Below are 25432 nucleotides of genomic sequence, written 5' to 3'. Positions count from 1 at the left end.
GACTCTGCGTTAATAACTTAATAAAGAAAAGGTTTGACGACGCCATTGTTTTTGTTCGTGCTGCCCTTCAGCACGCTGACCAAACAATTGCACAATTTGATCGCCATTCGCATCGAACACTTCCAGGCTGGTGACAAAGCCGTCTTTGGTATTTTTTCGGGTAATCCAACTTTCGGTAATCGCATTGATATTAAGATGCAACCTAAAAGTAGAATTAGAAGCAGTCATCCAGGGATGTTGCGGCGTTAACATCACATATTCAATCGCACCCGTAAAAATTTGAGTACAAGCGCGATTAGGAACGAAAATCATGATGTTATTCTGTTCTTGTGACGACTCTTCAAGCAGAGAGATCAAAGCCGTGTTTTTCACTCTTCTAGCCAGATCCTGGTTTTTAACTGCATGAAACAGCTGCGTTCGTTTGACGCCATATTGATTTAATAATTTAAAAAACTGATGGACATCATCCATGGCCCGCCATTGCATTTCAATTTCTTGAATTAATTCATTGGAAGGCTCAAATGTTTTTTGCGAGGGTGTTTGATTGGGTTTTTCGGCAGAAATATGTGGAGCCCCTGGTGTTTCTGTCGCATATTTTTTGATCACAGCAAGCCAAGCGGTTTTATCGGTTTCATTAATACAATGCACTTCATGAACGCCATGGCCCTGCGTGTCGTAAAAGTGAATGCTGTATTTTGGGCCTGTTGAACCAGGTTCTTCAAGGCTAAAAACGTGACCAAATTGATTAAAAAACAAACGTAAATCTAACGCCCCAGGATTGAGGATCACACCTGAATGCCCATTTGGGATGATTCTTTGATTTTCGTAACGCCCAATCACTTCGTGTATGGCGTGTTGATTCCGTGTTATGGAAAGCGTTGTACCCACACTTTCCAATTCAGACAATAACGTACGCACATCTGCCTGTAAGTATTGTACACCCTGCCCAAGACGAGCCTGCATCGACTCTGCCGTGCTGATGTTGAGTCGTTCGTCAATCGCGGTATTTTTGTGTGAATGATTCTGCTGGGTCTGTAACGCTTCTTTATAGAAAGACGATAGCATGGTTATATTTTTATCCTGTTAGATGAGTGACAGATCCCATAGGTTTTTTATCTCTGTGGGAAATTTTATACAAAAAATTACCACTGATAGCTGATCAATAATTTCGCTGTGCGACCTAATTGTGGAACGCCTTGTGGTGAGTAGTACTCTTTGTCAAAAGCATTCGCCAATACCAGATTGGTCGTCACGCCTTGAAACTGATTCTGGCCTTTGTAGCTAAGATAAAAATCATGAACCGCGTAGCCTGGTTGTGCTTTGATTTCCTGTGAATGAGTCGTGCCAGGGGATTTCATAAAATCTGTGCTTTCTGCTAACGTCATTACCCAGCCAGCTGAAAGATCCTTTTTTGGTATGGGAATATCGAGAGAGCTTGTGAGTGTGTCAGGGTTGATAGAAGAAATATAAAGCCCTGTTTTTTCATTTTTACCGTGGGTGCGGTTATAGGCTAAATTCCACCCAAACCAAGGCGTTTTGTAGTTTAATACGGCATCCCAACCCCAAATATTGGTATCCGGAACGTTGACATACTGCGTAGTGCCCTTTCTAAAATTCACCTCTGTTGTGATGTAATCTGTTGCTTGAGTACTAAAATAGCTGGCTTTAAATTCTACACTGTCTTCTGTTAGAACCAGATCATCAAATTTCACCCCAAAACCATATTCCTGGGTCGCATTTTTTTCTGGTTTTAAGTTGGGATTCGGCTTGAAACGGTTACCCCGAAAATGTTGGGCATCATTGTACATCTCACCCATAGTCGGTGCCCGGAAAGCCTGTCCATAAGAAGCAAACAACATGAGCCAATCGGTGGGAGTGAGGGTGACAGCCCCTCGTGATGACCAATTATCCGCAGAGATATCTGCATTTTTGGGATTTTTAGCTTTATAGCGATCAAAGCGGGTGCCTATTAAGAGCGACACCGGTAAATCACGGAAAGTGATTTCATCCTGAACCCAACCAGACGCAAAATTGGTTTTTGCATCAGGAAAAGCCTTAGCGTGACCTTCGGGTTTTTGTTTTTGCTGATAAAATTCAGTACCGTAGGTCAATAAATGAGCGGCAGGGCTATGTGTCAATAAACGACTCCGGTTTTCTAATTTTGTACCCAGCGTTTTTTGTGTTCGTCCTTGATCTGCTCGTTTTTTGACTTTGTCATCAATGCTCACATCTGAATAATACAGGGTGGTTTTGGCATCCAGCCAATCTGATGTTTTTGGATTAAGGGCATAACTGAACTGTACATCTTTTTGAACTGTTTTGCGGTCCGTCATGGGATTTCTTAGTGAAGGGTTGACTTCTTGCGGATTCAAAATTTCCTCAGCATTGTTGCGATAATAGCGCACATTAGCACTGAGAGATTGTGAGTCGTCTATTTTCCAGGTGCCTTTTGCCATAAGGTTACGAATCCCTTCGTCATTTGGCGCATTGATACCATCACTTTCTTTGATATTTCCGACATCACGAACACTAAAAGTGATTAAACCATCCAGATCATCGGTTTTACCAAAGACCGTCGCACCTATACCAAGACTGCGATCGCCTGTGGCACCCATGCTGAATACGCGATATCCTGAGTTTCGACCAGGTTGCAATAGATCAACCGTATCCACAGTTTGATAAGAAATCACCCCCCCCAATGCGCCACTGCCGTACAATAATGCGGAAGGCCCTCGCACAATTTCTACTTGTTTGATGAAGCTGGGATCAATGAAATGACCACTCATGTGCCCTGTATCTAAATTTTGGCGCACACCATCTATCAGTGTAAGAATCCCTTTTCCTCCATATCCCCTCATATTAACATCTTGACCGTTTTTGCGACCAACCCCTTCAATCGTGATGCCTGGTGTGGAAAGCAATATATCGGCTGCGGACGAAGCGGTGTCACTTTTGGCATTATCTCTGTCAATCACAGTAATCATCATGGGCGTAGAAAAAGTATCGCGTGGGTTACCCGTGGCCGTCACGGTGATGGTTTCTGTTTTAAGAGACTGTTTATTAAAAGAGGGCTTCTTCTCTTCTGTTTCGATTTTATCTGGCATCCCGCTTTCTGCATAAGCTAAAGAAGGCAAAGAGATGGCAAGGGTTAAAGAGGAAAGACGTAATAATTTTGGCAATGTAAAAGACATAAGTCAGTTCTCTGTATAAATTTAAAAATAACCAGGTATCTATAGACAGATGGCATTGTTTTTTCGGTGCAATCGATCTATCAAAAGACGCTTCTAAATATGCTGGCGACCTTGATCCTGGCAAGAAATCTGGGAGGCTTTTTTTAGTTAAGAATGATTCTCATTATTATATATAATCATTTATCACTTCAAGTAAAAATTTTGCTTTTGTTTAAGAGAAAGTCATGAAACGAGGAGAAATCGGGATCATCATTATGCAAATCAGAAGAATTTTAAAAAATAAGGATTTAGATTTTATAATTTTCTGTGCTGACTGGGCTAAAACAACGTTTAGGCGTTCTCAATTTGAGTGCATCTAAACTTAATGGCATGGTTCGCTTACGAGCAATGATGAGGCTAAGACAACTAATGGCAGGTAAATGAATATTCATAGAATATTCCCCCCGATGATGCCAGGGAAGAACATGAAACCCGATTTGATGGACGATTTCATAATTAAGTAAACCTAGCCAATCCAATACACGCATTCTAGAAAACATTGGGCAGACATAAGGTTGCCTCCTCTTTATCACAGGCAGTAATTTTCCGATCCCTAACAAACTGAATGAATTAAAATGACTGATCACCAACCAACCGTCATCAACTAATATGCGGTCGACTTCTCGTAAAAAACGATAAGGATCCTCCACTGCGGATAAAGTATGAAAAAGCAGGCAAACATCCGACGATTTTTCAGAAAAAGGCAATTGGTTAAGGTCAGCAATGACTTGCATTTGATCACCCCGCTCCCCAACATTAATCTGATGGGGGATCGCACATTCGCGAGTGTCAATTTCTGTGCTAAGCGCTCCGATTTTGAGCAAATAAAATCCAAAAAATTTTGGCCACCAAGGTTGCATATGTTGTTGAATTTCAAAACGATAATTTGGGCCCAATGGAAATTCATTCCAAGAGCTGGGCGCAGGCATTTTTAGGTATGAACTGAGAAGTTTCATTGTGCTATGGTCTATTTTTGTTAACGTCAACAATACGTTTTGAGAGAGATTTTATGAGACTGATTCATATTCCAGCACTAGAAAGTAACTATATTTGGCTTTTGGCGGATTCCAATCAGCATTGTGTGATAGTCGATCCCGGCGAGGCTTCTCCTGTTGAATCTGTATTAACATATAAAGGCCTTTTACCCCAAGCCATTTTATTGACCCACCATCATCAAGATCACCTGGGAGGTGTACCTCAATTATTGCGGCGTTTTCCAGATATTCCTGTCTATGGTCCAAAAGAAACGAACAAAAAAGGCGCGACCATACTATTAAAAGAGGGAGATCAGTTATTTATTTGTTCTCAAACATTTTCTGTCATTGAAGTCCCAGGACACACTTTAGGCCATATTGCATACTATTCTGCTCCTTATCTTTTTTGCGGGGATACGTTATTTTCAGCCGGTTGCGGACGTTTATTTGAAGGTACGGCAGATCAAATGTATGACTCAATCCAAAAATTAATACAATTACCAGATGAAACCTTAATTTGTGCAGGACACGAATATACACTTTCTAATCTCAAATTTGCTCGCTCGATTTTACCTGATGATCCACAGATTGCTCTCTATCAGAAACAGGCAGAACAATTAAAAGCAAAAAATCAACCTACGTTACCCGCTCTCCTTAAGCTTGAGCGTCAAGTCAATCTTTTTTTGCGCTGTAAAGAAAGCTTTTTACAAAAAAAAATGGGCACTCACAAACATGATCCTCTGTCTGTTTTTTCTACTTTACGTGAAATGAAAGACCGTTTTTAAATCAGATTGATTCAATAACCGTAGAGTTTTGTCAATTTAAGGTAAATAAAGCGAAAACATAGAGCTTTTAAAGCAGATCCGATTGTGTTGCTTTCGCAAATACAGTAGATTTGCTCATTTTTTAATCAACAGATTAATTCTAACTAAAAAATATTCAGATTAAAGAGATTCTATGAAAATAAAAACTATATTTTTGGCTGCTGTTTTTTTAGCCAGCTGTCAGTCTATTAAATACCAGAAACAAGCTGAAAAACCTATTCAAAATTCTATAGATGTCTCCACTGAAAAGACAATGGTGACCCGAAATGTCAATCAAAGGTTGACAGTAAAAAAATCAGATGCTGACTTTAAATCTGATACCCAGAACATTCAAAATGTAGAGCAAAAAAATCTATGGTCTTTTGTTAAAAAGCATTTAAACGAACCGATTGAGGACAATGAGCGCATTCGTGAGCAAAAAGAAAAGCTCTTAAAAACCAAACAACATTTTTACAATCTGGCATTAAATGCTGAGCCTTACATGTATCTTATTGCTGAAGAGATTCAAAAACGCAACATGCCGATGAAATTGGTTTTACTCCCCATGGTAGAAAGTAATTTTAATCCAGCCGCCATTTCATCTGCCAAGGCTGCTGGCTTGTGGCAAATGTTGTCTAGTACTGCTAAATATTATGGTGTGAAACAAAATGAATGGTATGACGGCCGTCACGATGTACTTGCGTCTACCCATGCTGCCTTGGATTTAATGCAAAATTTAAATCGTAAGTTCAACGGAGACTGGTTGCTGACCATCGCCGCTTATAACTGCGGGGAATATTGTGTATTGAGACAAATAAAAGCCAATAAAGCACAGGGGAAACCGACTCATTTTTGGGCTTTATCTCTCCCTCGAGAAACCTCTTTGTATATCCCTAAGATGCTCGCTTTGAGTGACATTATTAAAAACAGTGAAAAATATGGGGTCAAATTACCAATATCTGATGAAAATAGGGGTTTAATTGTAGTCAATCTCGATCATCCTATGAAATTAACTCAAGCGGCTGAAATGTCTGGATTACCTTTATCTAAATTTAAATTATATAATTTTGGCTATAAACATAGCAGTACCCCATTGAGTGGGCCTCATTATTTTATGGTGCCTCAATCTCATGCCCAACAATTTAAAATCGCTTTAAAAACAAAGAAAAAATCAATGGAGGAAGCGACGCTTTTAGCAAATCATAAAAATGATGATATGCCCTCTGTATTTTATAAAGTTGCAGCAGGGGATACATTATCTGGTATTGCTCAGAGAATGAACATTAAGGTTCATGATGTAAAAAACTGGAATCAATTAGAAGATTTGAATTTTTTAAAAATCGGGCAGGTTTTACAGCTGAAAAATGAGTTAAATTATCTCAATGGCTAGGCTACTGATATTAATCAATGGTATTTGATGAAACATCGAATTGAACTAACAAAGGATTATGATCTGAGGCTTGTGTGGCTAATACAGAGGAATGGATCAGATTAAGGCCTCTAAAAAAAATAAAGTCTAATGGTCTCCCAAAAACCAGGCTTCGATTATCAACAGGAAATGAAACCTCTTCCAGGTTCATGTTTTGAGTAAATGCCTTTAGAGCTTTTACTCTCTTTTTACTCCAGGTATTAAAATCTCCCGCTAAAATCACAGGCCCTTTATGGGCCGCTATTTGTTTTCCAATGGGTTCAAGTTGTTGATTATAATTTTCAATACCTAGACTGAAATTAATCGCATGAATATTGATCACCATCAATAAATTTTCTTTATAAGTTGGGTAGACTGTGATTAATGCAGATTTTGAAAAACCCAATAGAGGCTCTCTTGTGCGTAGTGGATAACAATAAACAGGAAAGGCTGAGGATAATGTCATGACACCATAGGAATGCTTAGGCAATGAAAAAGCCGGGACTTGATCGGCCGTTAAGTAATAAGAGGCAACAAAATCGAGCATTTCTCGATTTGTTTTTACTTCCTGTAGCAACATCAGCTGTGTATTCTCTCCGTTTTTTTTAAGCACAGAAAGCCAACCTTTTCGTTGTTGTTTTAAAATATTCCACACCATGACCCGGAACGTTTTTGTGATTGTCAGAGGTAATTTGGGTATCCTGGAATATTTAGGTTGCGAGTTGAAATCTGAAACAATATGTTTCACAGGTTGACCGTTAACATACCTTATCGCATATGTTTTTTTTGTTTTTAGCACTATAATTTTCCCTTATTAATAAATCTCATGGGATTTTTTTATTAAATTTATGGTAAACAATAGCATTATTTAAAAAATTAATGTATTTCTAAAGTATTCCCTTCATTTAAATGACATTCTTTAAAATTAACAAAAAAAATAACATATATGTTTAATAAATATAAAAATACGGTTTTAAACCAGAAACCTGTTGATTACGTTTTAAATCATTTTTTTTATCGCCTTCGTTTTTTTTATCTCACATTATTATCGATTTCGTTGTTTTCAATCAGTACTTTTAACCATGCCGAAATATCGGCTTCTAAAAATCATAGGCTATTTAAAGTCATCACCACTTTCACCATTATTCAGGATATCGCCCAAAATATTGCAGGCGATGCGGCTGTGGTAGAGTCCATTACTAAACCAGGCGCAGAAATCCATGGTTATCAGCCTACTCCACGCGATATTTTGAAAGCACAATCCGCTGATTTAATTCTATGGAATGGGATGCACCTGGAACGTTGGTTCGAGCGTTTTTTTGAAAACATTAAACAGGTTCCTGCAGTGATTGTGACCCAAAATATACAACCCTTACCTATCCGTGAGGGGCCTTACCATGGCATTCCTAACCCTCACGCCTGGATGTCGCCTTCTAATGCTTTAATTTATATTGATAATATTTGCAACGCTTTCAAAAAACATGATCCCGAACATGCCGCTGTGTATCAACGAAATGCTGAGACTTATGCTCTTCAAATTCGTGCCCTAGATGCGCGATTGCGGGCACGTTTAGCTCGTATTCCAGAAAATCAACGCTGGTTAGTCACCAGCGAAGGGGCTTTCAGTTATTTGGCACAAGATTACGCTTTCAAGGAAGCTTATTTGTGGCCGATCAATGCAGAGGAGCAAGGATCTCCTCAGCAAGTTCGTAAAGTAATTGATATTGTTCGTCAATATCGCATCCCCGTTGTATTTAGTGAAAGCACCATTTCTGACAAACCTGCAAAACAGGTCAGTAAAGAGACAGACGCACAATATGGGGGTATTCTTTATGTCGATTCCCTCTCCAATAAAAATGGGCCTGTACCTACTTATATCGATCTGCTCAACATCACAGTGCAAACGATAGCAAAAGGATTTGGTCAATGAAAAGTGACATGTTTATCCGCCCTGAGCTTTTAGTAGAAAACGTTTCTGTCACTTATAAAAATGGTCATACCGCGATTTATGATGCGAGTTTTGCTTTATCAGGCGGTGTAATCTGTGCGCTAGTGGGCGTCAATGGCAGCGGTAAATCGACTTTATTTAACAGCATTATCGGGCTTATTAAACCAACATCAGGTCATGTGAGCTTGAATCATCAACCCATCAGTTATGCTTTGCGTAAAAACAGCATTGCTTATGTACCACAAACAGAAGAGATTGATTGGAATTTCCCTGTCCTGGTCAAAGATGTTGTCATGATGGGGCGCTATGGAAAAATGAATTTTTTTCGGATCCCCAGCCAAAAAGATAAAAATATTGTGAATCAGGCCATAGAGCGTATGGGCCTATCTGAATTAGCAACACGGCAAATTGGGGAGCTGTCTGGTGGACAAAAAAAACGGGTATTTTTAGCACGTTCACTGGCACAAGAAGCGTCTGTCTTGCTACTTGACGAGCCTTTCACTGGTGTCGATGTTAAAACAGAAAACGCCATTATTGATTTGTTGCGTATTTTACGGGATACAAATCACTTAATTTTGGTATCAACCCATAATTTGGGGAGCGTGCCAGAATTTTGTGATCACGTTATTTTTATTAACCGAACAATTTTGTGTGCTGGTAGGACAGAAACGACTTTTACACAAAAAAATCTGGAAATGACTTTTGGCGGTGTACTTCGGCATATTAATCTCTCTGGTTCGGCACTGCATGAGGATAATGATGGCCGCAGCGTGACGGTGATTACTGATGATGAACGCCCTGTAGTGTTTTATGGCCATACTAAAAATGATCCTCCAACTCAAACTAAATCCAAGGGGACATCTTCTTAAATGTGGGACATTTTACTGCAACCCTTTCATTACAATTACATGGTCAAAGCAATATGGGTGAGTACCATTGTCGGGGCAACCTGTGCTTTCCTTTCTGCTTATTTGATGTTGAAAGGCTGGTCACTGATGGGGGACGCGCTTGCTCACTCTGTTGTTCCAGGCGTCGCCGGGGCGTATGCCTTAGGGTTACCTTATGCGGCAGGCGCATTTTTTACGGGGATGCTGGCTGCTCTATCAATGACGCTGATGCGACATATCACTTCCTTACGTGAAGATGCGATTATTGGTTTTATTTTTTCGACATTTTTTGCGGCTGGGTTATTGATCCTTTCGTTGAATCCCACCTCAATTAATGTGCAATCTATTATTTTCGGCAATATATTAGGGATTGCTGATCATGATGTATGGCAGGTTCAACTCATTATTTTTATTTCTTTTTTCACGCTCTGCATCATTTGGAAAGATTTATTGGTGGTCTTTTTTGATGAAAATCATGCGGTTTCTATCGGCTTATCACCGTTTCGATTAAAAATTATCTTTTTTACACTTCTGAGTGCCTGCACGGTTGCAGCATTGCAAACGGTGGGCGCCATTTTAGTGATCTCTATGGTGATCACACCTGGCGCAACCGCTTATCTTCTAACAGATCGTTTTGGCTATTTGTTGATCATGGCGATCGTGATTGGTGCCGTGACCAGTGCGCTTGGTGCTTATTTCAGCTTTTACCTTAATGGTTCCACAGGCGGGATCATCGTCACTCTACAAACGTTGTTCTTTTTATTGGCTTTTTATTTTTCTCCTAAATATGGTGTACTGGCTCGCCGTTATCATGTCTATAAAAAAAATCGCCTCAGTCTTCCTCAAGGAAAATCTTGATGAATACTGTTTTCAATCTGATCACGGAACCTTTTATTTATCCTTTTATGCAACGGGCCTTAATGATTGCCGTAGTGACAGGCATGGTATGTGCCGTGCTTTCATGCTACCTGGTACTCAAAGGTTGGTCATTAATGGGGGATGCCATCTCTCATGCGGTATTACCCGGCATTGTGCTTGCCTTTTTATCAGGAATACCATTATCAATAGGCGCATTTGCTTCTGGCATTTTTTGCGCTTTTGCCACTGGATATATCAAAGAAAACAGTAGAGTCAAACAAGATACTGTAATGGGCATCGTTTTTTCAGGCATGTTTGCGTTGGGTCTTGTTTTATTTTCAACTGTGGATACGGATCAACATCTCAGTCATATTTTATTCGGTCATATATTGGGCGTTTCAATATCTGAATTTCATCAAACCCTCTGGATCTCTGGGGTGACTTTTTTTGTAATGCTATTAAAACGTAAAGATTTTATGTTGTACTGTTTTGATAATAATCATGCCAAAGTCATCGGATTACCTGTTACATTATTACATTATGGGTTGCTTTGTTTACTTTCATTGACGATTGTGGCTTCTTTTCAAGCGGTTGGAGTGATATTGGTGATAGCGATGTTGATAGCACCTGGTATGACTGCTTTGATGCTATGTCAACAATTTCATCAAATGCTGATCATCGCGAGCCTGGTTTCAGTGATTTCCTGTGTTTCCGGCATTTTATTGAGCTTTCATATCGATGGTGCTACAGGGCCTTGTATTGTGATAGTACAGGCAGTCATTTTTATGACTTCATTAATTTACAAGCAAATCAATGGCATCAAAAAATGACTGGGGAAGGACATTTAATTTTTTCTGTCGCTTGTGCCATTTTTGCTAAAAAAGCCGCATTGACACCTCAATTAGCGAATGGAGATTGGTGGCATATTATCCCAGCCGCACTGTTAACATCCTTATTACCTGATATTGATCATCCTTATTCCCTGCTAGGACAAAGATTAAGATGGATTTCACGCCCAATTGCCCTTGTATTCGGCCATAGAGGTTTCACTCACAGTCTTTTTGCGATTATTGCCGGAATCATTTTATTTCAGATCAATTTTGCAAGTCATGGTGTTTTCGCAACAGATGTGCTGCAGGGGATGGTGGTAGGATATTTAAGTCATTTACTAGCCGACATGTTAACGCCATCAGGTATTCCCCTTTTCTGGCCATATCGACAACGTTTTCGAATTCCTTTGATTAATACAAAAAGGAGTCAATTATCAGAACGAATATTTTGTGTATTGTTAGTTCTTATCGCACTGTATTGGCAAACTGATACAGCCACTTCCATACAGCTTTATGTTAAAAAACTTCCAATTTTTGGCGACTTCTAATGTATCTACTCATTATGATGAATTTGTTGGCATTTCTAGTTCTGTTACTACTGTTGGCTCAAACTTCTTATATGAACTGGAGTTTAACAAAAAAAGTTTTTACTGGTCTTGTGATGGGGGTTTTATTTGGGGTTTCGTTGCAATTTATATATGGCGCCAATTCAATTATTTTGCAGGAATCAATTAGCTGGTTGAATATTGTTGGGAGTGGTTACGTTCAATTATTACACATGGTCGTCATGCCCTTGATATTCAGCTCTATTTTAAGTGCGGTTTCAAAATTACATAATGTTTCTTCGCTTGGAAAAATAAGTTTGATCAGCATCGGTACATTACTTTTCACGACTGTCATTGCGGCCCTGGTAGGCATTTTTATTGTTCATTTTTTTGATTTAACGGCAGAAGGCCTCATCCAAGGTAAAGCAGAAACGACACAATTAAATACCATTCAAAGTAAATATATGTCGCAGCTCACCGAGTTTAGCCTACCTCAGTTAATCCTTTCATTTATCCCCAAAAATCCATTTTTAGCCCTGGCAATTGCCACATCTACCTCTATTATCAGCGTCGTCATTTTTGCCACTTTTTTAGGTGTAGCCGTCTTAAGAATGATCAAAATTGATGTAACGAGGGGTAAAAGCGTATTATCGGCGATTGATTGTCTTCAAGCCTGGGTCATGAATTTAGTCCGTTTGGTGATGCTACTCACCCCTTATGGTGTCTTGGCCCTGATGACAAAAATAGTCGCCACTACTGATGTCCATCACATATTGAAATTAGGTCATTTTGTGATTACCTCTTATGTAGGTTTGGGGGTGATGTTTTTAGTACATGCCTTGTTGCTCTTTCTTTCAGGTGTTGATCCCAGAAAATTTTTTCGGCACGCTTGGCCTGTTTTGACTTTTGCGTTTACCAGCCGTTCTAGCGCGTCGAGTATTCCTCTTAATATTGAAGTTCAAACTCATCGGTTGGGGGTGCCTGAGTCTATTGCCAATTTTTCAGCTTCCTTTGGTGCGAATATTGGACAAAATGGTTGCTCAGGACTTTACCCAGCGATGCTGGCCACCATGATTGCACCTACTATGGGAATTAACCCGTTAGATCCCTTATGGATAGCCACATTAGTGGCGGTGGTGACCATCAGTTCTGTGGGTGTTGCGGGTGTTGGAGGAGGCGCGACCTTTGCAGCCTTGATGGTACTACCGGCGTTAGGTTTTCCAGTGACATTGGTGGCTTTGCTGATTTCTATTGAACCCTTGGTGGATATGGGTCGCACTGCATTGAATGTGAATGGTTCTATGAGTGCTGGTGTCATTACAAACCAGTTCATGAAAAAATCAACACCTCCATCATAAATCAGGATATCTGTGATCTCACATCCAAAAAATCCTTTTTTAAAGGAGAAATTTGGGTACTAGATGCCACGAAACCATAGATCCCCTTGGGAACCTTCTCGAGTATGTCACGTGCCTCGGATTCTGTATTAAATTCACTAAAAATACAGGCGCCCGTTCCAGTCAGGCGTGCCGGCGCGTATTGTGAAATCCAGGAAAGCAGTTCATCAACCTTGGGAAAACGTTTTCTTACGACAGGTTCGCAATCATTATGATAAGGTGCGGCCAAAAGTGTTGAGAGTGAGCGTCTGGGCGTGTTCCTTTTTAACTCAGGATCAGAAAAAATCATTTTGGTTGAAATCTTCACATCAGAATATAAAACCAAATACCATTTTAGGGGCCATTCAACAGGTTGCAGACGATCTCCTACGCCTTCTGCAAAAGCTGAGTTTCCATAAATAAAAACAGGGACATCTGCTCCTAATTTTAAACCTAGCACTGCCAGTTCATCTTCGCTAAAATTGAATCCCCATAAGTGATTCAGGGCCAATAACACCGTTGCCGCATTAGAGGATCCGCCCCCTAATCCCCCTCCTATTGGTACGTACTTTTTAATGCTGATCTCAGCCCCTCTTGGTAAAGAGCCTGTTTGTGATTTTTTTCCTGGCTGCTGCTGTAATAAACGTGCCGCTCGAACTACTAAATTTTGATCATGGCTCACATTCGGGATGGGCGTCATTAAAAGGATTTGTTCATCCTGGCGAGGCACAATCGTGATTTCATCCCCATAATTGAGAAAAATAAACAGTGTCTGCAATTGATGATAACCATCAGGCTGCTGCCCTGTGATATAAAGAAACACGTTGAGTTTTGCTGGAGAAGCCCAAACCTGTTTCATTTTAATATCCAATGATTTATTTTGAGTGTCATTCTCTGATCTTGATGATTTGGAGAAATCAAATATAGTTCAAGCCGTTCAGGCAATATAGGCGTTATTTTTGTATTGTACGCTTGATAGTAGACCTTCCAGGTTTGTTCTTTTTTGTGATGAATCAGCGTTTTTAGGCGAGATTGGCGATTTAAAATGATCTCATCAGCATCGCTTGATGCGCCTACAATCCAACGAGACAAATGCTCCAAAGGAATCGGTATTCCCGTTAATTTGAATAAAATCTCTTCTGCATCACCCTTTATCTCGCCTTGATCTTTATATTTGGCCATATCAACACGTCCATTGGTCACTTTAAGTTCAAATTCAGTTTGGCCAAGAGGGCTCAGCAGCAATAAATGATAATTTTTAGGCGAATATTGTTGCCAGAAAAATCGAGCATAGGCCTTTTTTTCATCAGAAAAATAAGCCACTGATCCCTGAATTTGAAATTGCTGAATTTGTTTTAATTGATGCTGATATTCTTGCCATTCATCAGAAGCGATATGATTTTTTAATACAGAAGATGATTCGGGCGCTTTTAAAGCGCTACAGGCAGCCAGTAATAAAACGCTCAATGGTAATAACCGATAAAAACAGATTTTAAAGATCAGCATATTGACATTCTCTTTTCAAAAAAAACAGGGTCATGAATAGAGGGCTGTTTTTTTATAGATGACAAGGATCTCTTCTATCACGTAGAATCCCACTCAAACAGTAGACCTTACTTTATCTCTATAAAAGTTTTTAACTTTTCAGATCATCATCCGAAATTTCTTTTCATGACTTTACTCGCGCTAGGTGTTAATCATAAAACAGCGGCTGTTGCTCTACGTGAAAAAATGAGTTTCTTACCTGACTCTTTTGAACAGGCGTTCCATCATTTAATCCAAACAACCCTGGTAAAAAGCGGCGTGTTTTTATCCACATGCAATCGAACTGAGTTCTATCTTAGCGCACAAAATCAGTCAGGTTTAGAAAAAAACTGATTCAATGGTTATGTGAATATTGCCATCTGAAACCCGAAGAGCTGATCAAAAGCTTATACTGGTATTATGATGATCAGGCCGTTGAGCATCTGATGCGTGTTGCGAGCGGACTAGACTCTCTGATATTAGGAGAGCCACAAATTTTGGGTCAAATTAAAAAAGCATTTACTCAATCTCAACCGCACCAAATCATGTGTCGTGACCTAAAGCGGTTATTTCAAAAATCTTTCTCAGTCGCAAAACGAGTGCGAACTGAAACCGATATTGGTGTGCACGCTGTCTCTTTTGCGTTTGCGGCCTGCAGTCTGGCGCGGCAGATTTTTGAATCTCTTTCTGAAGTGACCGTACTGTTGATTGGAGCAGGAGAAACCATTGAGTTGATGGCGCGTCATCTATTTAAACATAAGGTAAAACGTCTTATTATTGCAAATCGTACTTTTGAAAAGGCACTTTGCCTCGGAAATGACTTCGGCGCTGATGTCATCAGATTCGAAGAGATACCATCCCGTTTATATGAAGCTGATATCACCATGAGCTCAACAGCCAGCCAGTTGCCTGTCATTGATAAAAACATGATTAAGCAAGCGCTTAAAAAACGACGAAATCAGCCCATGCTTTTTATAGATATTGCGGTACCAAGAGACATTGAGCCTGAAGTCGGTCATGTGCCAAATGTTTACCTCTACAATATCGATGATTTACAAAGTATTATTGAACGTCATCTTTCCCATCGAAAAAGGGCCGTTTTCAAAGCGGAGTCGATTATAAAAGAAGAAAGTCTTAATTTTATCTCCTGGGTCAGATCACAAAGTTCGTCTGAAATGATTCGCGAATATCGTTCTAAAGCAGATCAAATACGGATTGCTCTCACAGAAAAAGCATTAGCGGCGATCAAAAAAGGAGATAATCTAGAAAAAACATTGTATGCATTGACACATAAGCTGACGAATCAGCTGATTCATGCGCCAACCTCTTCTTTGAAAAAAGCGGCTCTTGATGGTGACATTGAGCGCTTTAAATTTTTGCATGAGAGCCTGGAACACTCTGGATTACTTCATTTTAAAAAACAGTCTACTAAAAAAAGACACCCTAATTAAAAAAACGATTTCTTATCCCCTTTGTTATAGGACTGGCACTAAAAATGAAGCCATCTTTTATTAAAAAATTAGAAGCATTACAAGAGCGTCACGAAGAGTTGCAAGCGCACCTTGCAGATCCTTTGACCATTCAAGATCAAGAACGCTTTCGTATGATGTCTCGAGAATATGCTCAGCTCAGCAACATTGCTGAGCTTTTTACAGAATGGCTTAAGCTACAAAATGACATGATAGCTGCGAAAAGCTTGTTGCAAGATCCTGAAATGCATGAAATGGCTACTGAAGAACTAGAAAAAGCCAAAATTCAAAGTGAGCAATTAACACAACAGTTACAAATTTTGTTATTACCCAAAGATATCGATGATTCAAGAAGTTGTTTTCTAGAAATTCGGGCAGGCACAGGGGGTGATGAAGCCGCGATTTTTGCCGGAGATTTGTTCCGAATGTATGCCCGATATGCCGAATCGCGTTCCTGGAAAATGGAAATCATCAGTGCTCATGAAGGTGAGCATGGCGGCTACAAAGAAATGATTACCAAAATTTCTGGGGAAGGGGTGTATGGGCAATTAAAATTTGAATCAGGCGGCCATAGAGTACAAAGAGTGCCTACGACTGAATCACAGGGGCGTATTCACACCTCGGCTTGTACTGTTGCGGTTATGCCAGAAATTCCTGAAGAAGAGTTGCCGAAAATCACTCTTTCTGATTTGCGTATTGACACATTTCGTTCATCCGGTGCCGGTGGTCAGCATGTCAACACCACAGATTCGGCGATTCGCATCACACACTTACCAACAGGCATTGTGGTTGAATGTCAAGATGAGCGTTCTCAGCATAAAAACAAGGCAAAAGCGATGTCTGTATTAGGCGCGCGTATGCACGCCGCGCAGGTTCAAAAAAGGCAACAGGCTCAAGCTTCTGAGCGGCGAAATTTGCTGGGATCTGGTGATCGCTCTGATCGTCATCGTACTTATAATTTTCCTCAAGGTCGGGTCACAGATCATCGTATCAATCTCACCTTATATCGTTTAGATGAAGTGATGTCCGGTAAGCTAGATATATTGATTCATCCTCTTTTACGTGAGCATCAAGCCGATCTTCTTTCCGCATTATCTGAACAGGAATGAGATGAATTATCAGCAATGGTTTATTAATACCATTCAGAGATTAGCTCAAAGTGACAGCCCAAAAAGGGATGCTGAAATTCTTTTGGGATATGTGACCGGTAAACCTCGTAGCGTATTACTTGGTTTTGGTGAGACAAAATTAACAGTGGAAGAACAGGCATCGCTTGAAATCATAGTGCAACGTCGGGCGCAAGGTGAACCTATTGCGTATTTAATAGGCGAACGCGAATTTTGGTCTTTGCCTATCTCGGTATCACCGGTGACCTTGATTCCCCGCCCTGATACCGAATGTTTAGTAGAGCAAGCGTTGAAACATATCCCTCGGGGAGCTTCACGTGTTTTAGATTTAGGCACAGGGACGGGGTGTATCGCCTTGGCTTTAGGGCATGAGCGTTCAGATTGCACGATTATTGGTACGGATATAAAAGAAGAGACCATCAAACTGGCTTCTCATAATGCAAAAAAACTGGGGTTGCCACATCTTTCTTTTTTTCAGGGAAACTGGTTTTCAGCCGTCAATGGATATTTTTCTGTGATTGTCAGTAATCCGCCTTATATAGATGCCGAAGATCCTCATCTTAATAAAGGCGATCTTCGCTACGAACCGCTCAGCGCATTGGTATCGGCAGATGAAGGTCTTGCAGATGTAAAGCATATTATCAGGGAATCTCCACATTATCTGACATCCTGTGGCTGGTTGTTACTTGAGCATGGATGGCAGCAGTCAGATAAAATACAAACATTATTCTATCAAACCGGCTTTTCTTCTGTGTCCACTTATAGAGATGATGGAGGGCATCCCAGAGTGACATCTGGTCAATGGGTTCCTGCATCCTTGAAGGCTAAAAACAGAAAATGATGACACGGTTAACAACGCGTTTATTTTTTTACTTTAGATTTTTTAAAGAACGCTAATAAAGCTTGTGATAAAATCCTTGAAATAAAAAATGTGAGGTAAATGACTATGAAACGGACCCATCATATCCATAAAGAAAAATTTCGTAAATCCTGGCGCGGTTATCGGCTTGCTCCGATTGCATTATCTATTAGCACGGTATTTTTTTTGACCGCGTGTGAAAAATCAGATCAAACCGTCTCTCTTTATCAAAATGCAGACGATTGCTCCAAAGCCAATCCTTCTATGAATCAGCAATGTGTACAGGCATATCAAGCCGCATTAAAAGAGGCGACAAAAACATCACCTAAATATGCCAGTCGTGAAGACTGTGTCGCTGAGTTTGGTCAATCACAATGCACTAAAGTGACATCTGAACAGGCGGACATACTGGCCACTTCATCCACAGCAGACAAAAATAGCACTGCACAACCGCAGCAAAGTGGCAGTATGTGGATGCCATTAATGGCCGGTTACATGATGGGGAAAATGATGGGAGGAGGATTCAACCAGCAACCTTTATTTACTTCTCAATCTTCCACTAGCCCTATGAAGGATAAGTTTGTGGATGCCACAGGAAAAAATTATGGAGCAGCAACCTATGGTCGTACCATGAATCTCCCTAAAAGCGCCCTTGCTCCAAAACCTTCTGTCACAAAAACCATCACTCGAGGGGGATTTGGCCAAACCGTTGATCAACAAGCCTCAATGAAACAGGGTGGTGTTTCTTCAAAATCCTTCTCTCGTGGAACCGGGGGATAATACGTGCTGGTTTTTTCGTTATGAAACGTGTCACCATTAAAGAACGTCCAGATTGGCGTGAAAAAGCGTCTGAATTTGGTTTTTATTTTCACAGCATGCACGGCAAAGCTTACTGGTCTGAAGAAGCTTACTATCAATTTACCCTCGCTCAGATTGAGGAACTAGAAAATACCACAGCACAGTTGCATCAAATGTGTTTAGAAGCTGTGGAAAAAGTCGTCAATAGTGAAGAACGACTGACCCAATTTTGTATTCCTCGGCATTGCTGGGATTTTGTAAAAGCTTCATGGGATACAAGGCAACCTTCTCTTTACTCGCGACTGGATTTGGCTTATGACGGTCAAAGCCCAGCAAAACTTCTTGAGAATAATGCGGATACGCCGACTTCTTTGTATGAAACGGCATTTTTTCAATGGTTGTGGCTGGAAGATCAAATACAAGCTCAACATTTAAGCAGGGAAGCAGACCAGTACAATAGTTTGCAAGAAAAGCTGATCTATCGCTTTGCTGAACTCAAATCTCAACATGGCTTTACTTTTTTACATTTTACCGCTTGTCAGGACAGTGAAGAGGATCGTGCCACAGTGCAATATTTAAAAGACTGTGCAAAAGAAGCGGATCTGGAAGGCCGCTTTCTTTTTATTGACGAGATTGGGTTGGGGGAAAAGGGCGAATTGACTGACACAGATGATCAGGTTATCCAACATTTGTTCAAGCTCTACCCTTGGGAATTCATGTTTAGAGAAATGTTCTCAACGAAATTAGAAGGCGCTCATGTCAGTTGGCTGGAACCTGCCTGGAAAAGTTTGATTTCTAATAAAGCCCTGTTACCTTTGTTGTGGGAGATGTATCCCCATCATCCTAATCTTTTACCTGCTTATTTTCTTAATGATCCTGCCATCAATTTATCCAGTTACGTGGTTAAACCTCTTTTTTCAAGAGAAGGGGCGAACATTGAGATCGTAAAAAAAGGGGAAAAAATCGCGCGATCTGCAGGGCCTTATGGGGCAGAAGGGAAGATTGTACAACAATTTCATCCATTACCCCGTTTTGGCGATAGTTATACTATGATAGGGAGTTGGCTGGTTAATGATCAACCCTGTGGAATAGGCTTACGTGAGGATAATGAATTAATTACGCAAGACCTTTCGCGTTTTTATCCACATATTATCTTGAATTGATGGTTAGCCGACCGGTGAAATATTGATGAATATCAATGAAAAATTTGAACATAGTCTGAATGAGAGAGTTCAAAGAAAAAATGATGATCATACGCAATCTATTGTTGTCAGTAAAAGTGAATTAAAACGGGATGCTGAGGCATTAAAAAAATTAGGCCGAGAATTGATTGGTTTAAGCAAACAGGCTTTAAAACATATTCCTTTGGATACAGATTTACTGGAAGCCATTGAGCTGGCTCAAAAAATAAAAAAAGAAGGCCACCGACGACAGATTCAACTGATTGGAAAAATGTTACGCTCTCGACAAGAGCAGCTACAATCGATTAAAGCCGCATTAAATGAACGACATCACCGTGATCGTGAAGATATTGCACTTTTGCATCAATTAGAAAATTTGCGCGATTCCATCGTAGAAGGAGGCGACAGTGCGATTGTGGACCTATTGCAACTGTACCCTTCGGCAGACCGTCAACATATTCGGAGCTTGATTCGAAATGCTCAAAAAGAAAAAGCGGCTGGTCAATCTCAAAAAGCTTTAAGACAAATATTTGAATATCTTCGTCTGTTATCAAAAACAAAATAATTGCAATGGATTGAGATAGATGAGGAAGGCAAAAGGGAGGATTTTATGGGCTATTTTGGTCGGCATGAGAGGATTTGAACCTCCGACCCCCGCCACCCCATGACGGTGCGCTACCAGGCTGCGCTACATGCCGAAATTTGCGGTGATCGTATCTTTTTTTTTTTTTTATGCAAGCTTTTAGCTGGTTGCCAAGAATATATTTATTTCAGGGATTAAAAACATCGTCATTAAGTATTGACTCTTAAATCAAGATGAACCATCACTCAGTAAATCAATATGAATGATTGCCTAAGCACTTTCCCCTATCGTCGTATGCGCCGTGGGCGCCGATATGGTTTCAGCCGTCGTTTACTGGCTGAACATCATCTCAGCTTAAATGACCTGATTTACCCCGTATTTATCATGGAAGGTCATTGTCGCCGTGAAGAGATCGTTTCGATGCCTGGCATTTTTAGGATGAGCATGGATCTCTTACTCAAAGAGGCAGAGCAGGTGGCTCAATTAGGCATTCCTGTGATGGCTTTATTTCCAGTGATTGATCCGAGCCTCAAATCATTACAGGCAGAACAAGCCTATCATCCCGAAGGATTGGTGCAACGCGCCATTCGCTTATTAAAAAAACATTTACCTCAGTTGGGTGTCTTAGCCGATGTGGCATTAGATCCATATACCTGCCATGGTCAAGATGGTGTTATCGATGAACATCAGGATGTGATCAATGATCTCACCAACAAGATTTTAGTACGTCAGGCTTTGTCTCAAGCAGAAGCAGGCGTAGATATTATCGCGCCGAGCGATATGATGGACGGGCGTATCAGAGTGATTCGATCTGAATTGGAAAAGCAGGGCTTTTATAATACACAAATCATGGCGTATTCAGCAAAATATGCTTCCTGTTATTATGGCCCTTTTCGTGAAGCCGTTGGTTCGAGCCATCACTTAAAGGGAGGCCATAAAAAAACATATCAAATGGAGCCCGCTAACACTGATGAAGCTTTACAGGAAGTGGCTCTAGATATACAAGAAGGCGCGGATATGGTCATGGTAAAACCTGGCATGCCTTATTTGGATGTTGTACGCCGAGTCAAGGAGACTTTTGGAGTGCCCACTTTTGCTTATCAAGTCTCTGGCGAATATGCCATGCATCAAGCCGCCATCCAAAACGGATGGCTACAAGAAAAAGACGTTATTATGGAATCATTACTTTGTTTTAAGCGTGCGGGTGCAGACGGCATCTTAACTTATTTTGCGAAACAGGTAGCACAATGGCTAAATGAAAATTATCAAAAATAAAAAAGCTTATTTTTTTTGAAATTGATGATTGTCAAAACTTTTTGAAACTTGTTGATGAAGCAGATTCATCAATAAAATAGAACGCATTTCACCATCAGGCTGAGAGTAGATTGCTTGTAATCCAACAAAGGGGCCGTCAGTAATTGAAACAAGATCGCCGGGTGTCGGAATACGAAAATCGACTGATTTATCGAATGTCCGCTGTTGTATTTGAGTGACAACGATATCTGGAACCACGGCCAGCTGGTTTCCAAAACGCACAAAATCTCTTACACCACGGGTGGCTTTGATACAGGTGGTGTGAATCATTTCTGGATCAAAATGGATAAATAAATAATTAGGAAATAAAGGCTCTTCTACTTGGATGCGTCTGCCTCTCAAGCATTTTTCGACTGTGACCAAAGGTGTCAGAAAGGACACTTTTTGTCGCTCTAAATGTTCTTGAGCTCGAAAAACCTGTCCCCGTTTGCAATACAATAAATACCAGGATTTCATCATACTTCAGCACGTTAAAATAGAGCGGATGGGTAATATTATACATACAGTACCCCTAAATAAAAACGCCAAAAAAATGGCTCATAAACAGTTTATTTTAATTTTTAAAATGTGAACAACCATGAAATACAAAGATCTCAGAGATTTTCTAGCCTTACTTGAAGCAAAAGGGGAACTGAAACGTATCCATCAAACTATTGATCCTTTTTTGGAAATGACCGAAATTTCTGATCGCACATTGCAAGCCCAAGGGCCCGCTCTTTTATTTGAGAAACCCAAAGGGCATGCCATGCCGGTTCTGTGTAACCTTTTTGGTACCACTCAAAGGGTTGCCATGGGCATGGGCCAGAAAGACATCAGCACCTTGCGTGAGCTGGGGCAACTGTTAGCTTTTTTAAAAGAGCCAGAACCCCCCAAGGGTTTTCGTGATTTACTTTCCAAGTTGCCAAAGTTTAAGCAAATCTTAAATATGCCGAATAAAATCCTGACATCCGCGCCCTGTCAGGAAGAAATCTGGAAAGACAATTTAGATCTCGGTTGTCTCCCTGCGATGCATTGCTGGCCAGGTGATGTCGCCCCGCTCATCACTTGGGGGTTAACCATCACACGAGGTCCTCATAAAGAGCGACAAAATTTAGGGATTTATCGTCAACAGGTGCTATCCAAAAACAAGATCATTATGCGATGGCTTCCACATCGTGGCGGGGCATTAGATTATCGAGAATGGTGTAAAACAAACCCTGGGCAACCTTTTCCGGTCGCTGTCGCTCTGGGCGCTGATCCCGCAACCATTTTAGGCGCAGTCACACCTGTCCCTGATACGCTGTCTGAATATGCGTTTTCGGGCTTATTGCGTGGCTATAGAACCGAAGTCGTGAAGTGCCTTTCTTCTGATCTTCAAGTGCCCGCCAATGCTGAAATCGTGTTAGAAGGATATATTCAACCAGGGGAGACCGCTGAAGAGGGGCCTTATGGTGACCATACGGGTTACTATAATGAAACTGAGCATTTTCCTGTTTTTACAGTCAGTCATATCACCAAACGACAGGACGCCATTTATCATTCCACCTACACGGGCCGCCCCCCTGATGAGCCTTCCATATTGGGGGCCGCCTTAAACGAGGTTTTTATTCCTATTTTGCAAAAACAATTTCCTGAGATTGTGGATTTTTATTTGCCTCCTGAAGGGTGCTCTTATCGTTTGGCTGTGGTCACGATAAAAAAACAATACGCGGGGCACGCTAAACGAGTCATGATGGGCGTGTGGTCATTTTTACGTCAATTTATGTACACCAAATTTGTGATTGTTTGTGATGATGACATTAACGCTCGCAATTGGAATGATGTGATCTGGGCTATCACGACCCGAATGGATCCTGCAAGGGATACCCTATTAATAGAAAATACACCGATTGATTATCTGGATTTTGCTTCCCCTGTTGCAGGGTTAGGCTCAAAAATGGGCTTGGATGCGACCAATAAGTGGTCAGCAGAAACTCAACGTGTCTGGGGGCGGACCATTAAGATGGACAAAAGCGTTTGTGATCGCATTGATGCCATTTGGGACGAACTGAATATCTTCAATCAACAATCGGTCAAGAAAAAATAAATGGCCACTCTAAACTGTAAAGTGAACTCAGTAGAAGCCATTAACGATACAGTCTATCGGGTAAAATTAACGCCTTTAGGCGAATTTTCATTTCAGGCTGGGCAGTATTTGATGGTCATCATGGGCGAAGGTGACCATCGTCCATTTTCGATGGCATCCACGCCTTTAGAAAAAAAAGAAATCGAGTTACATATTGGGACTTCAGATTTCAACACCTATGGCATGGCCGTGATGGATCGTATTTTTCAAAATAGAGCAATTGATATTGATATCCCGCATGGTCATGCCTGGTTTCGTCAAGGCAGCCGGCGCCCTCTTTTATTGATTGCCGGGGGAACAGGTTTTTCCTATGTGCGTTCTATCTTATTGAGTGCGTTATCGGAACAACCTCATCGTGAAATATCCGTTTATTGGGGGGGGCGTGAGTTAAAGCATCTTTATGATTTAGAAGCATTACAGGCCCTGAGTATCCAGCATTCAAGGTTTACTTTTGTGCCCGTTATCGAACAAGCTCGGCCAGGTTGGAAAGGGAAAACAGGGACGGTATTAAACGCTGTTTTAGATGATTATGAGCTGCTCACGGAACAAGAGATTTACATTGCGGGTCGTTTTGAAATGGCGCAAATTGCGCAAAAGCAATTTTGTGAAAGGCGCAATGGAAATTCAGCCAGAATTTATGGGGATGCTTTTGGTTTTCTTAAAACAGCCTCTGAAAATTTTTAGGAAAAATCAACCTCTCAATTTTTGATTTTTGTCCTTGCTGACAAATTAAATGTCTATGGATAAACGTAATTTTTTCATCGCATTTTTTTCTAATTGACGAACCCGTTCAGCAGATACACCATAGCGATCAGCTAACTCCTGTAACGTCGATTTGTTGTCATCATCCAGCCAACGGGCGCGAATAATATCCTGGCTACGTTCGTCCAAACCTTTTAATGCAACCCATAGACTGTCAGCCGCATGATCTCCCCAATTATTTTTTTCGATATTATCTGCAAAATCAGAATTTTTATCTTCTAGATACATCACAGGCGCTGGCGATTGACCCTCTCGGGATTCATCTTCTAATGGTAATTCAAATGCCATATCCTGTGCTGACATACGTGATTCCATTTCTCGAACATCTTTACTGGTCACGCCTAATTCTTTCGCCACCATGTCAACTTCGTTTTGACTAAACCAGCCCAAACGTTGCTTCGCTTTGCGCAAATTAAAGAAAAGTTTGCGTTGAGCTTTGGTGGTCGCCACTTTAACGATTCGCCAGTTACGTAAAACGTATTCATGAATTTCTGCCTTGATCCAGTGAACCGCAAAAGAAACCAGGCGTACACCCATGTTCGGGTTAAAACGTCGAACCGCTTTCATCAAGCCGATATTGCCTTCTTGAATCAAGTCAGCTTGCGGAAGACCGTAGCCAGAGTAATGACGAGCGATGTGTGCGACAAAACGTAAATGAGATAAAATAAGCTGCCTGGCGGCATTTAAATCGCCGTGAGAATGAAGACGTTCCGCTAAAGCCCGTTCTTCTTCTTCGGTAAGCATCGCATAAGAATTCGATACTCTAAGATAAGCTTCCAAGCTGCCCTGAGGCATTAAAGCCAGAGTGGGCATTTCTTTCATCATGTAAACCTCCTCTCATCAATTTTTAGT

General features: G+C 40.7%; 24 protein-coding genes, 1 tRNA gene and 1 pseudogene. 17 read left to right on the top strand and 9 right to left on the bottom strand.

Annotated features, from left to right (window positions below):
• Positions 1–9 precede the first annotated feature (9 nt).
• From HDEF_RS09600 to HDEF_RS09590, 3 genes are all read right to left on the bottom strand, one after another.
• Complete coding sequence (locus HDEF_RS09600) at positions 10–1065, bottom strand: hemin-degrading factor (RefSeq protein WP_015874440.1); 1056 nt, start codon at positions 1063–1065, stop codon at positions 10–12.
• Between the two features lie 77 nt (positions 1066–1142).
• Positions 1143–3191 (bottom strand): TonB-dependent hemoglobin/transferrin/lactoferrin family receptor, encoded by a 2049-nt coding sequence (locus HDEF_RS09595; RefSeq protein WP_015874439.1) that lies wholly within the window; start codon positions 3189–3191, stop codon positions 1143–1145.
• A 287-nt stretch (positions 3192–3478) separates the two neighbouring features.
• The gene (locus HDEF_RS09590) at positions 3479–4186 is read right to left on the bottom strand and encodes a class I SAM-dependent methyltransferase (protein ID WP_015874438.1); all 708 of its coding nucleotides are present in this window, start codon (positions 4184–4186) and stop codon (positions 3479–3481) included.
• Between the two features lie 53 nt (positions 4187–4239).
• Here HDEF_RS09590 and gloB point away from each other — a divergent pair, with 53 nt between their 5' ends.
• Together gloB and HDEF_RS09580 are read left to right on the top strand one after the other, a co-directional pair.
• Entirely contained in the window at positions 4240–4989 is a 750-nt protein-coding gene (gene gloB / locus HDEF_RS09585) for a hydroxyacylglutathione hydrolase (protein ID WP_015874437.1), read from the top strand.
• Between the two features lie 172 nt (positions 4990–5161).
• Positions 5162–6397: a transglycosylase SLT domain-containing protein gene (locus HDEF_RS09580; protein ID WP_015874436.1), complete on the top strand. Its 1236-nt coding sequence runs from the start codon at positions 5162–5164 to the stop codon at positions 6395–6397.
• 10 nt (positions 6398–6407) lie between these two features.
• On the opposite strand, the gene HDEF_RS09575 is transcribed toward HDEF_RS09580, so the two are convergent.
• Positions 6408–7214: an endonuclease/exonuclease/phosphatase family protein gene (locus HDEF_RS09575; RefSeq protein WP_015874435.1), complete on the bottom strand. Its 807-nt coding sequence runs from the start codon at positions 7212–7214 to the stop codon at positions 6408–6410.
• Between the two features lie 147 nt (positions 7215–7361).
• Here HDEF_RS09575 and HDEF_RS09570 point away from each other — a divergent pair, with 147 nt between their 5' ends.
• From HDEF_RS09570 to HDEF_RS09545, 6 genes are read left to right on the top strand one after another with little or no spacing between them, the layout of a single operon-like run.
• The gene (locus HDEF_RS09570) at positions 7362–8345 is read left to right on the top strand and encodes a metal ABC transporter substrate-binding protein (protein WP_015874434.1); all 984 of its coding nucleotides are present in this window, start codon (positions 7362–7364) and stop codon (positions 8343–8345) included.
• Positions 8342–9232 carry an ATP-binding cassette domain-containing protein gene (locus HDEF_RS09565; protein ID WP_015874433.1) on the top strand — a complete coding sequence of 297 codons (891 nt, stop codon included), beginning with the start codon at positions 8342–8344 and terminating at the stop codon, positions 9230–9232. The genes HDEF_RS09570 and HDEF_RS09565 overlap by 4 nt, the downstream gene beginning before the upstream one ends.
• Positions 9233–10108: a metal ABC transporter permease gene (locus HDEF_RS09560; RefSeq protein ID WP_015874432.1), complete on the top strand. Its 876-nt coding sequence runs from the start codon at positions 9233–9235 to the stop codon at positions 10106–10108.
• Positions 10108–10938 (top strand): metal ABC transporter permease, encoded by an 831-nt coding sequence (locus HDEF_RS09555; protein WP_015874431.1) that lies wholly within the window; start codon positions 10108–10110, stop codon positions 10936–10938. The genes HDEF_RS09560 and HDEF_RS09555 overlap by 1 nt, the downstream gene beginning before the upstream one ends.
• Positions 10935–11486, top strand: a complete 552-nt coding sequence (locus tag HDEF_RS09550; RefSeq protein ID WP_015874430.1) for a metal-dependent hydrolase — start codon at positions 10935–10937, stop codon at positions 11484–11486. Before HDEF_RS09555 ends, HDEF_RS09550 begins: the two co-directional genes overlap by 4 nt.
• Positions 11486–12841: an L-cystine transporter gene (locus tag HDEF_RS09545; RefSeq protein ID WP_015874429.1), complete on the top strand. Its 1356-nt coding sequence runs from the start codon at positions 11486–11488 to the stop codon at positions 12839–12841. The genes HDEF_RS09550 and HDEF_RS09545 overlap by 1 nt, the downstream gene beginning before the upstream one ends.
• A 1-nt stretch (position 12842) precedes the next feature.
• On the opposite strand, the gene ispE is transcribed toward HDEF_RS09545, so the two are convergent.
• Both ispE and lolB read right to left on the bottom strand, forming a co-directional pair.
• On the bottom strand, positions 12843–13718 hold the full coding sequence (gene ispE / locus HDEF_RS09540; RefSeq protein WP_015874428.1) for a 4-(cytidine 5'-diphospho)-2-C-methyl-D-erythritol kinase: 876 nt from the start codon (positions 13716–13718) through the stop codon (positions 12843–12845).
• Positions 13715–14365: a lipoprotein insertase outer membrane protein LolB gene (gene lolB / locus HDEF_RS09535; protein ID WP_015874427.1), complete on the bottom strand. Its 651-nt coding sequence runs from the start codon at positions 14363–14365 to the stop codon at positions 13715–13717. Before lolB ends, ispE begins: the two co-directional genes overlap by 4 nt.
• Before the next feature lie 165 nt (positions 14366–14530).
• On the opposite strand from lolB, the pseudogene hemA reads away from it, so the two are divergent.
• The 6 genes and pseudogenes from hemA (at position 14531) to yjgA (ending at position 20382) form a co-directional block, all read left to right on the top strand.
• A pseudogene (gene hemA / locus HDEF_RS09530) lies at positions 14531–15834 on the top strand (glutamyl-tRNA reductase).
• Between the two features lie 44 nt (positions 15835–15878).
• A complete protein-coding gene (prfA, locus tag HDEF_RS09525) occupies positions 15879–16961 on the top strand; it encodes a peptide chain release factor 1 (RefSeq protein ID WP_015874426.1) in 1083 nt (360 codons plus the stop codon).
• Position 16962: 1 nt separating this feature from the next.
• Complete coding sequence (gene prmC / locus HDEF_RS09520; RefSeq protein WP_015874425.1) at positions 16963–17820, top strand: peptide chain release factor N(5)-glutamine methyltransferase; 858 nt, start codon at positions 16963–16965, stop codon at positions 17818–17820.
• Between the two features lie 105 nt (positions 17821–17925).
• Positions 17926–18618, top strand: a complete 693-nt coding sequence (locus HDEF_RS09515; RefSeq protein ID WP_015874424.1) for a DUF1190 family protein — start codon at positions 17926–17928, stop codon at positions 18616–18618.
• Between the two features lie 20 nt (positions 18619–18638).
• Positions 18639–19799, top strand: coding sequence for a glutathionylspermidine synthase family protein (locus HDEF_RS09510; protein ID WP_015874423.1), 1161 nt, complete (start codon positions 18639–18641; stop codon positions 19797–19799).
• A 31-nt stretch (positions 19800–19830) separates the two neighbouring features.
• Positions 19831–20382: a ribosome biogenesis factor YjgA gene (yjgA, locus tag HDEF_RS09505; protein ID WP_044612591.1), complete on the top strand. Its 552-nt coding sequence runs from the start codon at positions 19831–19833 to the stop codon at positions 20380–20382.
• A gap of 56 nt (positions 20383–20438) precedes the next feature.
• On the opposite strand, the gene HDEF_RS09500 is transcribed toward yjgA, so the two are convergent.
• Positions 20439–20515 (bottom strand) — tRNA-Pro (locus HDEF_RS09500).
• Between the two features lie 143 nt (positions 20516–20658).
• Here HDEF_RS09500 and hemB point away from each other — a divergent pair.
• Entirely contained in the window at positions 20659–21675 is a 1017-nt protein-coding gene (gene hemB / locus HDEF_RS09495) for a porphobilinogen synthase (protein WP_015874421.1), read from the top strand.
• Between the two features lie 6 nt (positions 21676–21681).
• On the opposite strand, the gene rfaH is transcribed toward hemB, so the two are convergent.
• Entirely contained in the window at positions 21682–22170 is a 489-nt protein-coding gene (rfaH, locus tag HDEF_RS09490) for a transcription/translation regulatory transformer protein RfaH (RefSeq protein WP_015874420.1), read from the bottom strand.
• A 121-nt stretch (positions 22171–22291) separates the two neighbouring features.
• Here rfaH and ubiD point away from each other — a divergent pair, with 121 nt between their 5' ends.
• Both ubiD and fre read left to right on the top strand, forming a co-directional pair.
• A complete protein-coding gene (ubiD, locus tag HDEF_RS09485; protein ID WP_015874419.1) occupies positions 22292–23779 on the top strand; it encodes a 4-hydroxy-3-polyprenylbenzoate decarboxylase in 1488 nt (495 codons plus the stop codon).
• Positions 23780–24502: an NAD(P)H-flavin reductase gene (gene fre / locus HDEF_RS09480; RefSeq protein WP_015874418.1), complete on the top strand. Its 723-nt coding sequence runs from the start codon at positions 23780–23782 to the stop codon at positions 24500–24502. It abuts the gene before it with no gap.
• A 45-nt stretch (positions 24503–24547) separates the two neighbouring features.
• Here fre and rpoH read toward each other — a convergent pair whose 3' ends face one another.
• Positions 24548–25405, bottom strand: a complete 858-nt coding sequence (rpoH, locus tag HDEF_RS09475; RefSeq protein WP_015874417.1) for an RNA polymerase sigma factor RpoH — start codon at positions 25403–25405, stop codon at positions 24548–24550.
• Positions 25406–25432: the final 27 nt, after the last annotated feature.

Source organism: Candidatus Hamiltonella defensa 5AT (Acyrthosiphon pisum) (assembly GCF_000021705.1).
In the GTDB taxonomy this organism is placed as follows: Bacteria; Pseudomonadota; Gammaproteobacteria; order Enterobacterales; family Enterobacteriaceae; genus Hamiltonella; species Hamiltonella defendens.
Note: the sequence above shows the minus strand (reverse complement) of the source record. Positions and strands in the feature narration are given on the sequence as shown.